Source organism: Dehalococcoidia bacterium (assembly GCA_035574915.1).
In the GTDB taxonomy this organism is placed as follows: Bacteria; Chloroflexota; Dehalococcoidia; order DSTF01; family WHTK01; genus DATLYJ01.
In genome coordinates this window covers 1-18,056 of record DATLYJ010000078.1, presented here as the reverse complement: position 1 = coordinate 18,056, position 18,056 = coordinate 1, and the positions used below count along the sequence as shown (strand labels likewise).

The following is an 18,056-nucleotide window of genomic DNA, read 5'->3' as shown; positions in this document are numbered from 1 at the left end:
GAAGAGCGGAGCGGGAAGCGGGCGGCGCCCGAAGATGCGACTCTCGCTAGAGGCGGCTGCGCCTGCGGTCCCGTCGTGCAGAGTAGGCTCCGACGGAGGCGGGCAAGTCGGCCGCGGGTTACGCGACCCTCGTCGCTTGTCCTTTCCGCTACACTTCTCGTTACATCTCGGCACGAGGCGCCTCATGTCCGGCCCAGGCTTCGACATCCGACCATTCGACCGGGGCGCCGCCACTGACGCCGACTTCGTCGCGATCAACGCGTTCGACAACCTCACGGCAGCGGAGTCCTGGCCCGACGACCCTCCGACGCCCCTCGAGGAGACGAAGCTCAACTACCGCGAGTTGCCCTCCTACGTAGACCAGCGCACGTGGTTCGTGTGGCGAGAGGGCGCGATCGTGGCGAGCGGCGGCGTCTCGCTGCAGCGCACGCCGTACAACCGCCACGCCCGCCTGGGCGTACATCAGCGTCGATCCCGCCTGGCGGCGCAGAGGGCTCGGCACGGCCCTGCTGCGCCTGGTCGTCGACGCCTCGAAGGCGGACGGCCGGACCATGCTCTTCGGTTCGACCACCTCACGCGCGCCCGGCGGCGAAGCCTTCATGCGGGCCCTGGGCGCGACGCCCGCGCAGGCGGTGTACACCAACCAGCTCAACATCGACGAGGTCAACTGGAAGGCGCTGGCGGACTGGCTCGCGCTCGGTTCCTCGCTCGAGAGGGAGTTCGAGATGGTGCTGGTCGAAGGCGCCATGCCGGAGGACCAGCTCGAAGCCATCGTTGCCCTGATGGAGGTGATGAACACCGCCCCACGCGACGACCTCGCCATGGAGGACTCGCCGATGACGCCGGAGCGCCTGCGCGAACTCGAGGCGTACGAGCGGGCCGCCAACTGGGAGCGCTGGACGATGTACGTCCGCCACCGAGAGAGCGGCCGCCTGGCCGGCTATACCGAGGTCCTCTACCGGCCCGGTCTGCCCTACGAGCTCAACCAGGGCGACACCGGCGTCTTCCCCGAGTTCCGCAACCGCGGCCTGGGCAAGTGGCTGAAGGCATCGATGCTCGACAAGGTCCTGCGCGAGCGGCCCCTGGTCCGCTTCATCCGGACGGGCAACGCCCAGTCCAACGCCCCGATGCTCCGCATCAACAACGAGCTTGGCTTCAAGCCCTACCTGTCGCGCATGAACTGGCAGGTACCGCTCGACAAGGTAGAAGCCTGGCTGGCGTCCCGGCCCGCGTCGCCGTCGGTGACACCGCCGGGCGGCGTCTGACGCGCCCTTTCCGAAGGGCGCCTACAGCGAGGCAACGGCGGGCGCTGGGCGGCCAGCCGGCCAGCAGACCAGCCGGCCCGAGGGTAGTGACATTTCCGGTGGCGCTGTGATAATGGCCGTCACGACGATACGTCGTTAAAGAGGAGGGCCGTCATGCGCTGGAGAGTCTTCCTGCTTGCCAGCAGCCTGGTATCGCTCGCAGCCATCCTGGCGAGCGTGTATGTCGCGGTGCGCCGAGACGCTCCCGACCCCGCGGCGCCCGCTGCTGTAACGGTCATCGAACCCGATGAGGTGGTGCCCGACCCCTCAGCGGACGGTGTTATCGTCCTGAGATCATCGAACCTCCTGTACCGATTCACGCCAGACGGCGCCGAACTGGGCAGGGCCCAGGAGAACACCTATCGCCCGGCCACCTCTGCGAGCGGACGCTGGCAGGCCTTCCGGCACTGCCTCGGGAACACGCCCTGCCAGCTCTTGTTCTGGGACGCCACGCTGCCGGCCGAAGGTCAGACGCCGCAACCGGTCGAGCTCGCCGCCGGGTTAAGAGACGCCGCCTGGTCGCCCGTCGGCGAAGTCCTTGCCGCACTCGACGATGACGGCGGCATCATGTTGGTCGAGCCGTCCACTCGATCCGTGACCACGCTGGGCGCGGGAGCCACGGCGTTCGCCTGGACCTCCGACGGCGGCCTTGTCTTCGCCACACTCGATGCCGCCACGGATACGCCGCTCCTCTGGCTCGCCCGCGACGGCAGCGTCCGCGGCATCTATAAGGTCGCGTCCGTGTTAACCGGCTTCGTGCCGTCACCCGACGGACGCCGGCTCGCGTTCGCCCAGGACGACGCGCTCGGCTGGCAGCTCCTTACGGTGGACGGGGCAGGCGTTGTCCAGCTGGTCGCGAACGCCGGGCGGCTGCTGTCGTCGCCGCCCGGGCAACGGGCGCCGGGCAGCCTGGCGATCTCGTGGTCGCCGGACGGAAGCCGCATCGCCTTCAGTCCCGTCGCGTGGCCCTTTGTGATGCACATCGCGCTCTCGGACGGCTCGGGCGAACCGCTGACGTACTATCTGCGGGAGGGGTACGCGGGGGAGATGAAGTGGTCGCCGGACGGCTCGCAGATGGTGCTCTCGACTTACAGCCTCAACCGCAAGGAGCACAACCTCTACTTGCTCGAGTCGCTCTCGTCGAAGGAGTTGCGCTTCCTCGGCGACGGCTGCCTCGTTTTCTGGTCCCCGGGCGGCCGCTTCGTCGTGGCCAAGCGCGAGCCGCACGACCTCGGCGTGGCGGCGATCCGCGTCGACGACGGATACAGTTGGCCGGTTACGGCGCTGAAGATGACCCCCGCTTCCTGGGGCACCGACGAAGCCACGGCGCTGAAGCTGGCCGAGGGGCCGCCACGGGGCATCGGCGGCCTCGGTAAGTAGGCTCCCGGCTGGAGGGTCGGATGTTCGGAGGTCCACAGGTCCTCAGGTTCCAGGTTCCGGTGGCGGGTAGCGGGGCGGCGTGAGGCAGCGCGAGGGCTTTCACTGGTTGAGACGCTGGCGGCCGACGCCGCAGCAGGAGCGCGTGCTCGATGCCCTGCTCGAGGGCAAGTCGAACGCCGAGATCGCCGGCGAGCTGGGCATTTCGCAAGACGGCGCGAAGTGGCACGTCAGCCAACTCATGGGCGAGACCGGCCTCGACGACCGCCACGCCCTCGCCGCTTGGTGGCGTGAACAGCGTGAGCGCGTCGAGGCGCGGCGCGGCCTCTGGCCGCTCGCTGGCCTGCTCGCCCGCGCTGCGCTCCTCGCCCCGGCGGCCGTCGTCGGAGTGTGGCTGCTGCTGTCGAGTCCTCTCTTCAGCCGCGACGGGCTTGATGGAGCCTCCAGCCAGCCGGCGCCGGGCGCGCTGGCTTCGACGCCACTGTCGACCGCCGTGCCCTCCCCGACGCCGCGGCCGTCGCTGTCCTGGGTCTTCGACCTCGCAGCTGCCACGGCCACCGAAATGCAGCCCTTCGGGGCCCTGATGCAATGGCTGGGGCCGGGCCGCCTCCTTTCGAACGCGGGCTCCAAGATGGTGCTCGTCGATCCCACCGGCGCGCTGGTCGCCGACGCCCTCGGCACGAGGCCTCAGGGCGCCCTGTACATCGACCAGTCGGCGGGCAAGGCGCTCGCAGTCGAGAGCAACCAGGCGCTGTGGGAGTGGGACCCGGCGTCGGGCGAGAAGCGCCTGCTGCTCGACCTCGGCCCGCCGCCGGTCCTCCCGCGCGCTACTTCGACGCGCATGGTCGATGTGAGCGCCAGCGCCGGCCGCATCGCCGTCGGCGACGTCCGCGACGGCAGCCTGCGCGTGGAGGTGATCGGCCTCGACGGCTCCGGGCGAAGCCTCGTATGGCAGGAGGAAGGAGGGGCTTGGCTGCAGCAGCTCGAGTTCTCGCCGGACGGCCGGCGCCTCATCGTCGCTACCGCGACCCGAACGGTCGAAGGCGCCCGCGTGTCCGACGAGCCGCGCGCCGTCGTAGTGCTCGACGCCGTCACCGGCGCCGTGCTTTACCGCATCGAGCCTCCGGTCCGCTGGTCGCCGTTGCGCTGGGCCGGCCCCGACCGCGTCCTGCTTACCGGTACGGAGATACCCTTCCAACCTAGTACGCTGGTCGACCTTCGCGATGGGTCGCGTATCCCCGGGCCGGACCCGCAGGGCCTGCTCTGCACTTCGCCCAACGGGCGCTACGGCCTCTACTGGTACCAGGGCGTCACGGGCCGTGTCGCCGACCGGCCCTATGGCCAGCGGGTCGTCGACCTCGAGTCCGGCGCCGTGGTGCTGGAGCAAATCACCGGCCTCCAGGGCGGCCAGTGCGACTGGACGGAGGACAGCGCGAAGGCCGTGATCTCGCCCGGAGGCAAGTGACGATGAACACCAGGCTCGCCCTAGTCGGGAGCTTCCTCATCGCCGTAGCAGCCTTGTGCGCCCCGGCCGAGCAGGTCTGGGCGAAGACGCCCGGCTACATCCTCACCGGCGGCGATCTTGGCGACCACGCCCTGCACTTCTACACGGACGACTACCTGGAGATGCCGGGGCCGCATGTCCTCGAGGTGGCTCCGCCCGATTCGTGGCCTGGCGTGGCCTATCTGCTGTACGACACATGGCCTTTCGCGGCAGCGGCGGAGGCAGCCAGCGGCGAACCGCTGGCCTACCTCTATCCGGCGACACGGCTCGTGCATAACCCGGCCTCGGGCGCGTGGCTCCAGCTCGACGACACCATCTGGCAGGGCGCGGAACGTTGGTCGGGCGTCAAGAAGGCGCTGGACGCCGCCCGCTCGAATGTCGATGTCCTGCCGAAGGGCGTCGTAATGGCCTCGCTTAATGGTCGCGGCTTCGATCTGGCTTGGTGGGACGTCTTCTCCGGGACGTTCGCGGAGCTTGTCGTTGCGCCCGTGTCACTCAACATCCCCCTCGCGGTCTACCGACGCGGACTCGATCCGCGCATCGGCCCCGACGGCGCTCCCGCGCGCCGTCTGAATCCGGGCGAGTTCCCGCTGGAGGAGTTCGCGGCCGCGATCGGGAGTCCGCCGCTGGAGGACGCCCTGATCGACGGCGCCACCTTCGCTTACGGCCTCAACGTGAGCGCGCCCACCTCGATGGGGAGCTGGCACGCGCCGGCGTTCATGTACTATGCGCCGCCGACGGCAGAACGAGGCGGCCGGATCTGGGAGGGGATGGGGAGCGGCCGCGCCGGGACCCTGCCACGCGTCTGGGCATCGACACCGGAGTTCGATCGCCGCTTCGAGGATGCGCTGCGGACGGCTGAAGCGCGTGCGGCCGCGCCGTCTACCGACCTGTCGGCGTTGTCGCCGCCGGCAACGGACACGGCTGCGGACCGCGACAACGGCGCTGCGGTCATCGTCGCAGGCGTCGTCGCTGCTACGGCGGCTACGATAACCGCTCTCGCGCTCTTGCGGTTCCGAGCAAGGGCCAATCGCGCCTGAATATCACGCAGGGCGGCAGCCCCTTACAACCCCATGGGCGTCCGATCCTGCACCAGCGCCCGATGCGCTCCATCGGCCACTCGACGGGCTTGCCGGGCACCCCTACAGTGGTCTCATGGACTCCGTGCTGGACCTCGTCGGTAACACGCCGCTCGTCGAGCTCAAGAACTGCGAGCCGAAGCCCGGCGTGCGCGTCTTCGCGAAGCTCGAAGGCCAGAACCCGACGGGCTCGATCAAGGACCGCATCGTCGCCTACATGCTCGCCAGGGCGCGGGAACGCGGTGACCTGAAGCCGGGGCAGGACATCATCGAGGCGACGACGGGCAACACCGGCATCTCCCTCGCCATGCTAGGGCGGCGGCTCGGGCACCGCGTGCGCGCAATCGTGCCGGAGACGGTGTTTCCGGATGTCGTGCAGGCCCTGCACGCCTACGGCGCCGAGGTCCAGTGGGTGCCTGCCGCGCTCGGCATCAAAAGCGCGCTCGAGGTCGCGCGCGAAATCGCCGCCAGGGAGGGCTGCTACCTGCTCGACCAGTTCTGCAACCAGGACAACCCGCGCGCCCACTATGAGACGACCGCCGTCGAGATACTGCGCGAGACGCCGCAGGTAGACGCCTTCGTCTGCGGACTCGGTACGGGCGGCACGATCATGGGTGTGGGTCGCCGCCTGCGGGAGGTGAACCCAAAGGTGCAGCTGATCGCGGCGGAACCCCACCCCGGGAACCAGCTGCAGGGCCTGCGCAGCCTGGACGATGGCTTCGTGCCGCCGATACTCGACCTCAAGGCCCTGGACGGCAAGATCCTGGTGCGCAGCGCCAGCGCCTTCCGCGCGGCGCGGGAAGTGCTGATGCGCGAAGGGTTGTTCGTCGGGCTCTCGTCCGGCGCCGTGATGCACGCGGCCCTCAAGTGGGCGCAGCGCATGGAGCGCGGCAACATCGTCGTCGTCTTCGCCGATAGCGGGTGGAAGTACCTGGGCACTCCTGCTTTCCGCCCGGAGGCGCCGGTCCCGGACGAGGACGCGCTCGACGACGTCCTCTGGTGGTGACGGCCGCCGGACCGCGGACCAACACACCACGGTCTGCAGGTCGGAGGTCCCCGGACTTGCCGGTCCGTCGGTCGCCGGGTTTGGGCTGGCCGATGGGCATCAAGAAGGGGACCCCGCCCGAGATCCCCTTCCTGTAGACCGCGAGTCCGAATTAGTAAACGCCGCGTCTGGTTCGTAGTTAACAGGCGGCATGGACTATCTGTTAAGGAGCTCACACATAGCGTCGCCCGGTGGCGCGCGTGCTACGCTGGATTTGCGTCTGGCTCGTGCTCCCGGTTCGTCGCCATCAAGGAGGCTTCGATGGCACAGAAGTGGGAGTACAGGGTCGTTTACGTGGACCCTCGCGGGCGCATCTCCTGCGAGGGCGTCGAGTTCGTCCGGCAGAGCGGCGAAAACCGCACGGCCTTTCTCAAGCGCTACCTGGACGCGCAGGGCGCGGAAGGATGGGCGATCGGCGGGATTCACCCCCTGGTTCGGACTGAGGCCAGCTACATCATCCTCCAGCGGGCGAAGGCCGACGAGGCCGCGTAGCGCAGGCGGAGATCGGTTAGCTCGCTGGCCCTCGTCTGGTGGGCCGGCAGGCTAGTTCAAAAGGGACCTAGCGGGCGATCGACGGGAGCACGGCCAGCGCCGCCGGCGATTTGTGCTCGGGGCAGGGCGTCGCTAGAGTGGCAGCATGAAGAGAGCCCCTTGCCGTCTGCTCTAGAGAGAGCGGACGGGGCCGCCGCCTACGCCCGCCTCAAGGCCACGATCGTCGCCGAGGGCATCCTGGAGAGGTCCCTCGGCTTTTATGCGGCCCTCGCCGCCTTCAGTCTCGGCGGCTTTTTCCTCAGCGCCTGGGCCATCTTCGCCCTGACCAGCTATCCATTGCTGGCGCTGGCCTGCCTGTCCTTCTCGTTCTTCAGCGTCCAGCTCGGCGGGCTCATGCACGACTGCGGCCACCGGGCCGTCTTCGCCAACGTGCGCAACAACGACCTCCTGGGCTACGTCTGCGCCGCGCTCCTGGGCATGGTGTTCGACAACTGGAAGTCTCGCCACAACGCCCACCATGCCCATCCGAACCAGGAGGACCTGGACCCGGACATGGAAATCCCCTTCATCGCCGCCAGCGAGGAGCTCTACGCCGCCAAGGGCGGGCTTCAGCGGGCGCTGATCCAGTTCCAGGCCTTCTACTACTATCCGCTTGGCGCGATCGTCAGCTTCAGCAACCGCCTTGGCAGCATCACCTACTTCTTGCGGCGGCCGCTCAGGGGCAATGCCTGGCGCCTAGCGCTCTGGCTGGCGGGAATCCTGGTGCTCTTCGTCTCGCCCTTCCTGCTCTTCCCTCTCGCAAAGGCAGCGCTGGTGTTCATGCTCGTGCACGTGACAACGGGCATCTACCTCGCCAACTGCTTTGCGCCCAACCACAAGGCTATGCCTTGCGTAGCCCGCGACAGCAAGATGTCATTCCTCGAGCAGCAGGTCGTGACGTCGCGGAACGTTCGCGGCGGGTTCCTCACCGACCTCCTGCTGGTCGGCCTGAATTACCAGATCGAGCACCACCTGTTCCCCAGCACGCCGCGCAACAAGCTCAAGCTCCTGAAGCCTCACGTCGAGGCTGCCTGCCGCGAGCTGGGCATCGCGTACACGGAGTCAGGCTTCCTCGAGACGAACCGGGAGCTGGTCCGCACCCTGCGCAACGTGCCGAGGGCCGCCAGGGCCCGTGCGCCCGCCCTGGCAGCCCGCTAGCGAAGCCGCGCCGCCCGGCTGGGAGGTCAGGGACGCGGGGCGTCAGCTAGCCTTCCGGTGGCCCAAGCGCCAGACCGATGAGGCGGTAGGCGAGTTTCGCTGCCGAGTAGGCGCAGGCCTTGGGCCCGAGGTCGGGCGCAAGTTCCGTCATGTCGAACCCGACGATGCGCCGCTTCGCCGCTACCGCCTCGAGGATCGAGCTCACCTCGTCCCAGGTGAGGCCGCCGGGCTCGGGCGTGCCGACAGCCGGCATCTCACCACAGTCGATGCCGTCCAGGTCGATCGTCACGTAGACGTGGTCATCGAGGCCGTCCACGATGGCCGAAAGGTCTGGCAGGGCGCGAAAGGCGCGGGGCGAGTAAAAAGGCAGCTTGCGGTCGCGGATGAGCTCTGCCTCCTCGGCGGAGGCCGAGCGCAGACCAACCTGCGTCACGGGGACCACGTCCAGCATCCGGCGGAGGCTGCAGGCGTGGTTGTAGCGCGTGCCCTGGTACTCGTCGCGGAGGTCGGCATGGGCGTCGATGGCCAGCACGCTGAGGTTTGGGTAGCGGGATAGGTGCGCGCGGAAGGAGCCGACACCGATGGTGTGCTCGCCGCCGAAGGTAGCGACGAACTTGCCGTCGTCGATGTACAGCCTGGCGGCCTCGGTCACGCGGTTGATCATGGCCTCCGGTGTCTCGTTCGTCACCGAGACCGAGGGAGAAGTGTAGATGCCGTGCAGGTAGGCCTCGTAGCCGATGCCGACGTCGTACAGCTCCATGTCTTCGGAGTTGTCGATGATGGCATTCGGGCCATCGCGGGCGCCCGCTCGCGCCGTGGTGGTGGAGTCGTACGGCACGGGGAGGATGACGACTCGAGCCCGGTCGTACTCGCCGTAGGGGTAAGGAGGGGCAACGAAGCTGCGGCGGGGCCAGAAGCGCTCGTCGGTGGGGTCAGGCAGGGGCATTGCTCGTCACCTCCGCTGTCTCTCTCCGGGCAGCCTTTGGCCAGCGTCGGGCCTTGCTAGCCGGACTCCATGCCGAGCTCGCCCCTGGGGCCACCATGCAGCTTATTTTCGCGCTCGGCCACATGGCGCGCCCAGTCTTCGGCGAGCCGCTTGTTCGCGTAGCGATAGCCGATCTCATCGCCGATCACGCCCCCGAGGATGGCCGCGAGGACACGGCTGCCGATGAGGAAAACGCCGATGGCGATGAAGAAAAACCAGAGGGCCCGGTCCAGGTAGAGGACGTTGACCCCGACCATAGTCAGGAAGATCGCCAGCCCCAGGCCGAGGCCGAGGTAGGCGAAGGAGTTCACGATAAGGCTCTCGCGGCGCAACTTCCGCGCGTGCATGTCGACGACCTCGTCAGGCACCGAGGTTATCGGCGCGCGCTCCTTGAGGTCCTGGCCGCAGTGGTCGCAGCGGGAGAAGTCCGGGGGCAGGGGGTTGTAACAGAAGGAGCAGAACCGGCCGTGATTCGGCGTCTCGCCCTCCCTGAGCTGGGTCAGGAAGGTCTCTAGCCGGGGCGAAAGCACGCTGCGCGGTTCCAGGCTCATCGGGCGCTCCGCGCCGTCGATGTCAGCTTCTCGACCCGCACGGAGTCGATGAGCTGCCTGAGCTGCCGGAAGTAGGCGACCTTGGCGTCGCGCTGGTAGGCGGCCGCGCGGGCGCTGGAGGAGGGGACGACGAACATGAGCATGCCCTCCAGGACCTCGGGCTGGAGACCGAAGCGGACGTCCTTGCGGCCGCTGAAGGCCTCGTAGATGCCCTTGCCATTGAAGCACACAACGCGCGGCCGGAAGCGCAAGAGCTTCTCCCGTAGCCGGGCCGCGCCCTGGCGCAGCTCTTCGCGCGTCAGCTCGTCGGCGGAACGCGTGGTCCGGTCGCAGAGGTTCGTGAGGCCGATGCCCCACTCCAGGACGCGGTGGTCCTCGAGGTGAGTGATGGGCTCCGGGATGATCCCGGCTTCATACAGCACCGGCCAGAAGTGGTTGCCGGGCCAGGCGTAGTGGTGCCCGGTGGCGCCCGAACGCCGCCCGGGATTGATGCCGACGATCACGAGGTCGAGGCCGGCCTGGAGGTGGTCGGGGACATCCTGCGCCGCCAGCGCCCTCATCGGGTCTCGCGCCGGATCGCTCCCGGCTCGGGGGTTCTCGGTTCGCGGTTGGGGGCGAGCGTCTGCCACCTAGATAGGCCGGTCGACGATGATCACCTGCTCGCGCTCCGGCCCGACGGAGATTATCTCGACAGGCTTGCCGATCAACTGACCCAGGCGCCGCACGTAGGCCTGGGCGTTCGGCGGCAGGTCCTCGAAGCGGCGGGCGCTGGTGCAGTCCGTGTTCCAGCCGGGCAGTTCCTCGTAGATCGGGACGGCGCGATTGAAGGCGGAGATGCTCGCGGGCGGCGTGTCGACGACCTCCCCATCGATGCGATAGGCGGTGCAGACCTGGATCGACGGGAATGGGTCGAGGACGTCGAGGCGAGTGATCGCCACGCCGGTGACGCTGTTCATGGTGGCGCTGTAGCGCGAGGCGACGGCGTCGAACCACCCGGTGCGGCGCGCTCGGCCTGTGGTCGTCCCGACTTCCGGGCGCGGCCCCTGGATGCGGAGGATGTTGCCGGTCTCGTCCAGGAGCTCCGTTGGCATGGGGCCATTGCCGACGCGTGTCATGTAGGCCTTGTAGACGCCCACCACGCGCTTGATGTCGAAGGGGCCGATGCCGATGCCCGTTGCCGCCCCCGCGGAGGTCGATGAGGGCACGGACGAGGTCACGAAGTCGTAGGTGCCGCTGTCCAGGTCGAGCAGGGCGCCCTGGGCGCCCTCGAGGAGCAGGGTCTCGCCCCGCTCGAGGGCCTTGCGGGCGATCATGGCGGTGTCGCAGACGCGGGCAGCGAGGCGCTCGGCGTAGGCGCTGTACTCCTCGTAGATGGCGTCAAAGGAAAGCGGCTCGGCGCCGTACAGCTTCGTGAGCACGGCGTTCTTGTAAGGCAAGACGAAACTGAGCCGCTCGCGGAAGGACTTGGGGTCGACAAGGTCGCCCATGCGGATACCGATGCGCCCGACCTTGTCGACGAAGGTGGGGCCGATGCCCCGGCCGGTGGTGCCGACGGCGGCGGCGCCGCGCAGCTTCTCGTCCTCGCGGTCGATGATCGGGTGATAGGGCATGACGACGTGGGCCCGGTCGCTGACGAACACGCGCTCGGTGTCGACACCGCGGCTTTCGAGCATCTCGAGTTCGCGGATCAGCTCCGCGGGGTCGATGGCCATGCCGTTGCCTAGGAGGCAGGTCTTGTCCGGGTAGAAGACGCCGGCCGGCACCAGGTGCAGGGCGAACAGCCCCATGTCGTTGATGATGGTGTGGCCGGCATTGTTCCCCGCGGAATAGCGGGCGACGACGCTGGCGTGGCGGGCCATGAGGTCGACGATGCGGCCCTTGCCCTCGTCGCCCCACTGACCACCGATGACTACTATCGCGGGCATAAGCAACCCCCGCCAGGTGCGGGGGCACCCCTTGTCACCAGAATGACCCTCGCGGGGCGAGGGCCAGTCGCAGTATACCAGACTGCCCGGCTGCCGGAACGCCGCTCCCGCCGGGAACCCGCATACGTCATCCCGCGGTCAGTGCCACGGTCGGCCGCCAGCCCGGGACACCCGGAGCGCGCGCAACCGTAGGCCGAAGAGTTCCCGGGCAGGAAAGGGAGACCCTGCTCGTGCCGCCTCGTAAGCCACGGTTGACGTTCGCGCTTCTGTATCCTGATTGGCATGTCTCAGAAAGCACAGCCCCTACGTTGGGCGCCGCGAGTGCCGCAGGCGCTGGTTCGGCGCCTCTACGAGAGCGAGGCGGCCGGGCGTCTGGACGAAGAACTGCTCGATGAAGTCGGCATTGCCCTGTATGCGCGCTGTGACAGCATCCTGAAGGCGACAGAGGCGCACCGCGGCCGGCTGGAATGCCCCGCGTGCAGGGCTGAGATCATCGACGGACGGCGCGACCGATTTCGCCGCAAGGAGGCGCCGCTGTCCTGCGGGGCCTGCGGCTGGGCGACTACCTGGCAGGCGGTGCTCCGGACTCTTCAGGGCAAGGAGCTCGTAGGCGGCGCGGCAGAGTCCTACTTCCGGCGCTATGTTGAGGGTTATCCGCGTGCCCGCTTCGGACGCGACAAGATGCTCATCGATGCGCTCCTGCACGAGTTCCATTCGTCTGCCCGCTTCGGCGACGTACGGCCGGCGGCGGTGAACGTCATCGAGGGCCGGCTGCGCTCCGTCATGGCCTTTCTCGACGAACTCGCCGGCCTGAACGCTACGCCCGGGCAGCGTTCATGGCAGCTGCGCGCGCCCGAGAGCGTGTTCGGGCGCCTGGCGCTGAGGCGTGGGGAGCCGGGCGGCTAGCGCGTGTACGTCGACGGGCAGCAAAGACGCGGCGCACTCCGATGAACATCTCCATCGACCGCTACCTGGCGCTGCTCGCTGACTACCTCCGGCCCAGGCGGCGAGGGTCGCCGGGTTGGGGTTCATCCTCCTGGCCTCGATCGCCGTCCAACTGCTGAATCCACAGGTCGTGAAGCGCTTCATCGACACGGCGACAACGGGCGGCGAGATGTCGCGGCTCCTGATGCTGGCGGCCGTCTTCGTCGGCGGCGCCATCGCGGGCCAGGGGTTAACGATTGCCGCGGCCTGGCTGAGCGAGAGCATTGGTTGGAAGGCAACCAACGAGCTGCGGGCGCGGCGGCCCGCGCCTTCGTCCGCGAGCCCGACCTGCTCGTGCTCGATGACCTCTCCAGCGCCCTCGACGTCGAGACAGAAAGACTGCTCTGGGAGCGCCTCTTCGCGACGACGGAGGCGGCCTGCCTGGTGGTCTCCAATCGCCACGCTGCGCTGCGCAGTGCGGACCGCGTCATCCTGCTCGAGGAGGGCAGGGTCGTGGCTCAAGGAAAGCTTGCCGACCTGCTCGCGACGAGCGAGGAGATGCGGCGCCTGTGGCGCGGCGGCGCCGGCACCGGTGTGCCGCCGGAGGAGGACCTGGGAGCGCAGGCAAGCGGTTGACGCTCGTGCACTCAGGCGAGCAGTCAGCGGGCGCCAGAGTGCGCAGGCAGATGCTACGGATCGCTTTCGCACTGCAGGCTGGCAGTGCTGCGGGCTGGCGCTTACGCGTGCGCCATCGAACTCCGCTCGTAATCGGTGGCACGCTCGGGCTCGCGCCTCGCCTCCCGGCCGGTGAGGCTACGCACGGCGTTGCGAAGTGATTCCCGGATCTCTTCTTGCAGGCCGGGGCCAAGCAATGCCCACAGCGAGCCCGCGAAGCCTCCGAGCAGCGAGCCTTCGTCCCGTTGTGCGGCGGGCTGGTAGCGCGGCGCTTCTTGCCGTCCGCCGTTCGCGTTGTCCGTGACGATGCCCAGGAGGACCCCGGCGCCGAAGGCGCCAGCCAGTGTCGTCATCGGCCGTTCGCGGACCCGGGACTCGACGTCGAAGGCCTGCCTGGCCCCGCCGACCGCCTCGTCCGCGCGCATCCGCGACTCGGCGCTCACCCGATCCAGGTCGTCCTGCACGCGTTTCTGGAGGCCGTCGATTCGACGGCTGATCGCTTCGCGGTGCTCCCTTATCTGGTGCTCGAGCTGATCTGGGCCCCTGCCCATTCGATGTCCTCCCGAACCGACCTGATGAAGCGCCTGGGCAGCGGGGAGAAGCGGCGGAGCTGCCACAACGCCAGCCCGGCGAGGAGAGCCGTCAGCAAGAAGGCGACGCCCGCGGTGATGAGCGCCGCCAGCCACTGCGGCGCTGCCGTGTTGACTGCGGACATGAGCGCCAGGAACAGGAAGGCCAGCGTGATGATCCCGACAACTATCGCCGCAGCCCCCAGGCCGGCACCGCGCCCGGCTAATCCTATGGCCTCGCCCGCCTCGGCGCGCGCGAGCTCGCCCTGGAGCCGGAGGAGACGCTGGACGTCGCCTGCTAGGCCGCCGACCTCGGAATACAGGTCCCGGGCCTCGTGCGCTATGGAGCGGAACTGGTCGCCTGGGCTGGCCCTGCCGTCTCTAGCCATCGCCGCCTACCGCAGCATGCGCCCGAGGAGGAAGCCCGCGAAGGCCGCTCCCGCCAGGGCCTGCATCGGGTGCGCTCTCACGTAGCGCTCGACGTCGTCCCAGATCTCGCCGGTGCTGTGCTCTCGCAGGTAGCCCGCGGCGCTTTCCATGCCCTCGGCGACCTTTTCGCCTGCCTGGCTGCCGAGGCCGCCCTGGGCCATGGTCCGCTCGCGCAGCTTCTGTGCGGCGGTCTCCATGCTGGAGGCCGCCTGGTCCTTGCCGACCTCCACCTGCGCCTGGGCCATCTCTGCGTACTCCGAGGCCATCTCCCGGGCCCGCCCGGCGAACTCATCCGCCTTCTCTCCGATCCCGCCGCGGTATTCCTCCTCCACGGACGGCCGGCCGAAGGCGCCGCCTTCATCCCGGTAGGGTGCCTCAGAGGGTGGCGTGCCGGTGCGGATGTCGCGTCCCTCCTCGCTTCGTTCAGACATTACTTACCTCCTGGCTGAGTCGCGTGCCCGCGGCAGTAACCCGGCCGCGGGCAACCTTCCATAGTGTCAAAGCCGCCACGAGCAGGCCGAGCGCCGGGACGATGCGGGCGGGGGCTGGTTCCCGCGGGCCTGATGCCGTGACCATCTCCGACTCGGCGCGTTCCGGTGCTGCCCGCCCACCTGTTTCTCCCGTGGCGCGCCCGTGCTCGCGGGACGCCCGCGGCAAGCCCTCCTGTACGTCCGAGGGCGCGGCTTCGCGCGCAAGCACGGCATTGACCTGGGCCCCAAGGAGCAGCAGAAATGCCGTGAGGTAGAACCAGACCATCAGGACCACTACGCCGCCGAGCGTGCCGTAGGTGGCGCCGTAGGAGGCGAAATTGGCCACGTAAAGGCCGAAAAGGAAGCTGACCAATAGCCACCCAACGGTGAACAGGGCGGCGCCGGGCGTTATCCACTTGAAAGGCAGGTCCGCATTTGGCGCCAGCCAGTAAAGGAAGGCCACGGCCAGGAGAAGCAGTCCCACTACCACCGGCCAGCGGGCGAGGGTGAACAGCGCGGCCGCCGCGCCACGGAGGCCGATCTCGCCCGCGAGGGCCAGGCCGCCGACCTGGCCGCCGACCAGGATTACGAAGGCGGCGATGATGGCGAGGCCGCCGAACACGGTCAGCCCGACGCTCATCGCGTAGCGTTTCCACAGAGGCCGGGCCTCCTTGACCTCGTAGACCCGGTTCATCCCCTTGATCACGCTGCCGACGCCGCTGGACGCGGCCCAGATGGCGCCCAGAATGCCGGCGGAGAGCAGGGCCTCGTCCCTTTCCTCGATGACGCCCTCCATCTCCGTACGGAGCACGCTGCTCGCGTCTTCTGGCAGGGTGTCGCCAAGCCAGTCCATGACCTCGTCGGCAGGGTTCTGCACCCCGGCAAGGTCCGCCGCGAGCCCTCCCGCGGCGGCAAGGAATACGAAGAACGGGAACAGGGCAAGAAAGAAGCGATACGCCAATTCCGCGGCGAGGCCGCTGAGGTCATCATCGCTTACCTCCTTCGCCAGCCGTCTTCCGTAGGACAGGAGGCCCTTGCCGTTTCTTTTCATGTCCTGCCTTGAGTGTGGCAGCCCCGCGCCGAGACGTGGCCTCAGCGCGGGGCTTGTCCGCGTTTCAAGATCGCTGCTGTCAGGCGTTGAGGAGACGCTGGAACAGGGTCCGGTAGCGTTGGATCGCCAGGCGCAGGTCTTCGGTGGATGGCTCGCCGCCACGCTGCCACTGTTCCTCCAGGCCCTCACGCTGGCGGGAAAACGCCTGGGTGAGGGTGCTGAAGACCTCCTCCAGGAGCGCCTCAGCCTCGCGCACCGACTCCCGCGGCCGGTCGACGAACGATGCCTGGATCGAGTCCCAGCGGCCGCGGAAGCGTCCGGCGTCGCTATCCTCGAGCAAGGAGCCATGGTCGGCGCCCAGCGCGGCCATAGCGCGCGCCCCGGAGGCCGGCTCCGCCTCCTCCAGTCCAGATGGCTTGTGTTCGACCTCGACGCTGCTCTCGGCCGGCGTCTGCTCGATGAGACCTTCGGGGCCGTAAGACTCGAGACGGCGCTCCTGTGTCATCGCCGCACCTCCGCGGTCTGCAGGAGGTCGTCGAATAGCGCGCGGTAGTGATGCATCGCCTGGCGCATTTCTTCCGTGGTCGCGTTGCCCTTCTCGCTGCGCATGGTGATTTCGTGCGCCGTCCTGTAGTTGGTGACCACCTCCGCATGGTCGACAGAGACGTCGGCGGCACGCTGCTCGAAGTCGCCAACGGGATAGCCGCGCCTCTCCATAACCTTGCCGACTAGCTCGTCCGCTTCCTTGAGCGCGGACTTCGGGTTGTCCACGAAGCGCGCCTGCACCACCCGCCACTCACCGCTGAACCTCTCCACGTCCTCATAGTTCAGTGGCACGATGCGGAGCCGCTCGACTCTCATCTGGCGTTCCTTGAGGGCGCGCTCTGCCTCGCGTCTGTCACCAACTTCCTCGATGGTCCGCTCATACTCGGGACCGAACGTGGAGCGCAGTCCCGACGTCTGCTTCCTTCTCGAGGCCCACCAGATACCAGCAGCCGTGAGCAACAACACCGCTGCCAGGATCACGATCACGATCGCAGTTGTCGTCTCCATCCTGGGGAGCACCTCCTTTCGCTCTAACAAAGAGTGGCGCGCGCGTGATTACACGCGGATCGCCTGGGAAGGGGAAGCGCGTGTCAGTTCGCTGCGGATCGCCTGGGTGACTTCCCGCGGGGGATTTGCCACATGGCCCCTCTTCGACCATGATCCTGCCGTGACGCGACCGGACCTGGACGTCGAGGACGAGGCCGAGGGAGCTCTCGCCGTCCTGACCGTCTTAGACCTCTCAGAGGGCGTAGCAGGGGCTTTCGCCACGAAGCTCCTGGCGGACTACGGGGCGACCGTGATCAAGGTCGAACGCCCCGGCCGGGGCGACCCTACACGCCGCCTGGGCCCCTTCGCCGGCGGTGCTCCGCACCCTGAGCGCAGCGCCCTCTTCCTCTACCTGAACACGAACAAGCTCGGCGTGACGCTGGACTACACGACGCCAACCGGCGCCGCCGTGCTGCGGCGTCTCATGGCAGAGTGCGATGGCGTTGTCGAAGACCACCCCACGCGCCGCCGCGATGACCTGGGCCTCTCGGCGGAGGAGCTGATAAAGGCGATGCCCCGCCTCGTGATCACACAGGTCTCGGCCTATGGCTCCAGCGGCGCCTACGCCAGCCGGCCGGCCACCAATCTCACCTCCTTCGCTAGCGGCGGTCAGATGGCCATGTGCGGCGATCCCGACCGTGAGCCTTTGCTCGCCGGCGGCTACCAGGCGGAGTACCAGCTCGGCCTGCACGCCTATGCGGCCACGCTCGGCGCCCTCTGGCACGCCGCCCAGACCGAGCACGGCCAGGTGGTCGACGTTGGCGGTATGGAAGCCATGGCAACGACCCTCGAGCTTGCGCTGTCGAACTATCTCTACCGCAACCGGCCCGGAGCCGAGCCGCCGCCCGCCGACAGCCCCTTTCTTAGCGGGCCGCTGCGCCGCGGCAATGCTCAGTCCGCCGCGATCGGCCTCTACCCCTGCGCGGACGGCTACGTGGGCGTGCATGCCATGGCCCGGCAGATGCCGGCGCTGCTGGAGCTCATCGGCGTTCAGGACGAAGAGCTCGGGCGCGACCGCCTGCGGCGCAACGATGAGCTCTCCGCGCTCATTTACGCCTGGGCCGCGGACATGCCCAAGCGCGAGGCGTATCGCCTCGCAGGGGAGCACCGCGCTCCTCTCGCCTTCGTCCATGACATGCGCGATCTCCTGGAGTCGGAGCACCTGCGCTATCGGCGCGCCCTGAGAGAGGTGTCGCACCCGGAGGCCGGGACGCTCACCTACCCGCGCGGACCATTCGAGATTACGGGAGCGCCCTGGCGGGAGGGACGCGCACCCCTGCTCGGCGAGCACAACGAGGAGGTGTTGTGCGAGATCGCCGGCATCGACCGCGACGACCTCATCGCGCTCGCAGCGGCGGGAGTGATATGAGGCTCGACGGCCGGAGCG

20 protein-coding genes are annotated in these 18,056 nt (G+C 68.5%); 10 read left to right on the top strand and 10 right to left on the bottom strand.

Going from position 1 to position 18,056, the window contains the following annotated elements; all coding sequences use genetic code 11:
- The first annotated feature begins 551 nt into the window (after positions 1-551).
- The 7 genes from VNN10_07235 (at position 552) to VNN10_07205 (ending at position 7,998) form a co-directional block, all read left to right on the top strand.
- Entirely contained in the window at positions 552-1,265 is a 714-nt protein-coding gene (locus VNN10_07235; protein HXH21806.1) for a hypothetical protein, read from the top strand.
- A gap of 153 nt (positions 1,266-1,418) precedes the next feature.
- Positions 1,419-2,684, top strand: a complete 1,266-nt coding sequence (locus tag VNN10_07230; protein HXH21805.1) for a hypothetical protein — start codon at positions 1,419-1,421, stop codon at positions 2,682-2,684.
- A 79-nt stretch (positions 2,685-2,763) separates the two neighbouring features.
- The gene (locus tag VNN10_07225; protein HXH21804.1) at positions 2,764-4,146 is read left to right on the top strand and encodes a helix-turn-helix transcriptional regulator; all 1,383 of its coding nucleotides are present in this window, start codon (positions 2,764-2,766) and stop codon (positions 4,144-4,146) included.
- 2 nt (positions 4,147-4,148) lie between these two features.
- Entirely contained in the window at positions 4,149-5,225 is a 1,077-nt protein-coding gene (locus VNN10_07220; GenBank protein ID HXH21803.1) for a hypothetical protein, read from the top strand.
- A gap of 115 nt (positions 5,226-5,340) precedes the next feature.
- Positions 5,341-6,270, top strand: coding sequence for a cysteine synthase family protein (locus VNN10_07215; protein HXH21802.1), 930 nt, complete (start codon positions 5,341-5,343; stop codon positions 6,268-6,270).
- Between the two features lie 300 nt (positions 6,271-6,570).
- Entirely contained in the window at positions 6,571-6,801 is a 231-nt protein-coding gene (locus VNN10_07210) for a hypothetical protein (protein HXH21801.1), read from the top strand.
- 159 nt (positions 6,802-6,960) lie between these two features.
- Entirely contained in the window at positions 6,961-7,998 is a 1,038-nt protein-coding gene (locus tag VNN10_07205; protein ID HXH21800.1) for an acyl-CoA desaturase, read from the top strand.
- Positions 7,999-8,044: 46 nt separating this feature from the next.
- Here VNN10_07205 and speB read toward each other — a convergent pair whose 3' ends face one another.
- From speB to VNN10_07185, 4 genes are all read right to left on the bottom strand, one after another.
- Positions 8,045-8,944: an agmatinase gene (gene speB / locus VNN10_07200; protein HXH21799.1), complete on the bottom strand. Its 900-nt coding sequence runs from the start codon at positions 8,942-8,944 to the stop codon at positions 8,045-8,047.
- 56 nt (positions 8,945-9,000) lie between these two features.
- Positions 9,001-9,534 (bottom strand): zinc ribbon domain-containing protein, encoded by a 534-nt coding sequence (locus VNN10_07195; GenBank protein ID HXH21798.1) that lies wholly within the window; start codon positions 9,532-9,534, stop codon positions 9,001-9,003.
- Positions 9,531-10,094, bottom strand: coding sequence for a mismatch-specific DNA-glycosylase (locus tag VNN10_07190; protein HXH21797.1), 564 nt, complete (start codon positions 10,092-10,094; stop codon positions 9,531-9,533). The genes VNN10_07195 and VNN10_07190 overlap by 4 nt, the downstream gene beginning before the upstream one ends.
- Before the next feature lie 69 nt (positions 10,095-10,163).
- On the bottom strand, positions 10,164-11,459 hold the full coding sequence (locus VNN10_07185; protein HXH21796.1) for an adenylosuccinate synthase: 1,296 nt from the start codon (positions 11,457-11,459) through the stop codon (positions 10,164-10,166).
- A gap of 282 nt (positions 11,460-11,741) precedes the next feature.
- On the opposite strand from VNN10_07185, the gene VNN10_07180 reads away from it, so the two are divergent.
- Positions 11,742-12,365, top strand: a complete 624-nt coding sequence (locus VNN10_07180; protein ID HXH21795.1) for a hypothetical protein — start codon at positions 11,742-11,744, stop codon at positions 12,363-12,365.
- A 306-nt stretch (positions 12,366-12,671) separates the two neighbouring features.
- Positions 12,672-13,019 carry a hypothetical protein gene (locus VNN10_07175; protein ID HXH21794.1) on the top strand — a complete coding sequence of 116 codons (348 nt, stop codon included), beginning with the start codon at positions 12,672-12,674 and terminating at the stop codon, positions 13,017-13,019.
- 101 nt (positions 13,020-13,120) lie between these two features.
- On the opposite strand, the gene VNN10_07170 is transcribed toward VNN10_07175, so the two are convergent.
- From VNN10_07170 to VNN10_07145, 6 genes are all read right to left on the bottom strand, one after another.
- Positions 13,121-13,609: a hypothetical protein gene (locus VNN10_07170; protein HXH21793.1), complete on the bottom strand. Its 489-nt coding sequence runs from the start codon at positions 13,607-13,609 to the stop codon at positions 13,121-13,123.
- Positions 13,573-14,016, bottom strand: coding sequence for a phage holin family protein (locus tag VNN10_07165; protein HXH21792.1), 444 nt, complete (start codon positions 14,014-14,016; stop codon positions 13,573-13,575). Before VNN10_07165 ends, VNN10_07170 begins: the two co-directional genes overlap by 37 nt.
- 6 nt (positions 14,017-14,022) lie before the next feature.
- On the bottom strand, positions 14,023-14,487 hold the full coding sequence (locus VNN10_07160; GenBank protein ID HXH21791.1) for a hypothetical protein: 465 nt from the start codon (positions 14,485-14,487) through the stop codon (positions 14,023-14,025).
- Entirely contained in the window at positions 14,480-15,577 is a 1,098-nt protein-coding gene (locus tag VNN10_07155; protein HXH21790.1) for a YihY/virulence factor BrkB family protein, read from the bottom strand. Before VNN10_07155 ends, VNN10_07160 begins: the two co-directional genes overlap by 8 nt.
- Before the next feature lie 79 nt (positions 15,578-15,656).
- Positions 15,657-16,082: a hypothetical protein gene (locus tag VNN10_07150; protein ID HXH21789.1), complete on the bottom strand. Its 426-nt coding sequence runs from the start codon at positions 16,080-16,082 to the stop codon at positions 15,657-15,659.
- Complete coding sequence (locus tag VNN10_07145; GenBank protein HXH21788.1) at positions 16,079-16,630, bottom strand: hypothetical protein; 552 nt, start codon at positions 16,628-16,630, stop codon at positions 16,079-16,081. The genes VNN10_07150 and VNN10_07145 overlap by 4 nt, the downstream gene beginning before the upstream one ends.
- 160 nt (positions 16,631-16,790) lie before the next feature.
- On the opposite strand from VNN10_07145, the gene VNN10_07140 reads away from it, so the two are divergent.
- On the top strand, positions 16,791-18,038 hold the full coding sequence (locus tag VNN10_07140; protein ID HXH21787.1) for a CoA transferase: 1,248 nt from the start codon (positions 16,791-16,793) through the stop codon (positions 18,036-18,038).
- Positions 18,039-18,056 lie beyond the last annotated feature (18 nt).

Excerpts from the sequence above, each read along its gene's own strand:
- VNN10_07220 (HXH21803.1), top strand. The coding sequence starts at position 4,149 with ATGAACACCAGGCTCGCCCTAGTCGGGAGCTTCCTCATCGCCGTAGCA.
- VNN10_07155 (HXH21790.1), bottom strand. The coding sequence starts at position 15,577 with ATGAAAAGAAACGGCAAGGGCCTCCTGTCCTACGGAAGACGGCTGGCG.
- VNN10_07170 (HXH21793.1), bottom strand. The coding sequence starts at position 13,609 with ATGGGCAGGGGCCCAGATCAGCTCGAGCACCAGATAAGGGAGCACCGC.
- VNN10_07185 (HXH21796.1), bottom strand. The coding sequence starts at position 11,459 with ATGCCCGCGATAGTAGTCATCGGTGGTCAGTGGGGCGACGAGGGCAAG.
- VNN10_07230 (HXH21805.1), top strand. The coding sequence starts at position 1,419 with ATGCGCTGGAGAGTCTTCCTGCTTGCCAGCAGCCTGGTATCGCTCGCA.
- speB (HXH21799.1), bottom strand. The coding sequence starts at position 8,944 with ATGCCCCTGCCTGACCCCACCGACGAGCGCTTCTGGCCCCGCCGCAGC.
- VNN10_07160 (HXH21791.1), bottom strand. The coding sequence starts at position 14,487 with ATGTCTGAACGAAGCGAGGAGGGACGCGACATCCGCACCGGCACGCCA.
- VNN10_07195 (HXH21798.1), bottom strand. The coding sequence starts at position 9,534 with ATGAGCCTGGAACCGCGCAGCGTGCTTTCGCCCCGGCTAGAGACCTTC.
- VNN10_07145 (HXH21788.1), bottom strand. The coding sequence starts at position 16,630 with ATGGAGACGACAACTGCGATCGTGATCGTGATCCTGGCAGCGGTGTTG.
- VNN10_07180 (HXH21795.1), top strand. The coding sequence starts at position 11,742 with ATGTCTCAGAAAGCACAGCCCCTACGTTGGGCGCCGCGAGTGCCGCAG.
- VNN10_07150 (HXH21789.1), bottom strand. The coding sequence starts at position 16,082 with ATGACACAGGAGCGCCGTCTCGAGTCTTACGGCCCCGAAGGTCTCATC.
- VNN10_07215 (HXH21802.1), top strand. The coding sequence starts at position 5,341 with ATGGACTCCGTGCTGGACCTCGTCGGTAACACGCCGCTCGTCGAGCTC.
- VNN10_07210 (HXH21801.1), top strand. The coding sequence starts at position 6,571 with ATGGCACAGAAGTGGGAGTACAGGGTCGTTTACGTGGACCCTCGCGGG.
- VNN10_07235 (HXH21806.1), top strand. The coding sequence starts at position 552 with ATGCTCTTCGGTTCGACCACCTCACGCGCGCCCGGCGGCGAAGCCTTC.
- VNN10_07165 (HXH21792.1), bottom strand. The coding sequence starts at position 14,016 with ATGGCTAGAGACGGCAGGGCCAGCCCAGGCGACCAGTTCCGCTCCATA.
- VNN10_07190 (HXH21797.1), bottom strand. The coding sequence starts at position 10,094 with ATGAGGGCGCTGGCGGCGCAGGATGTCCCCGACCACCTCCAGGCCGGC.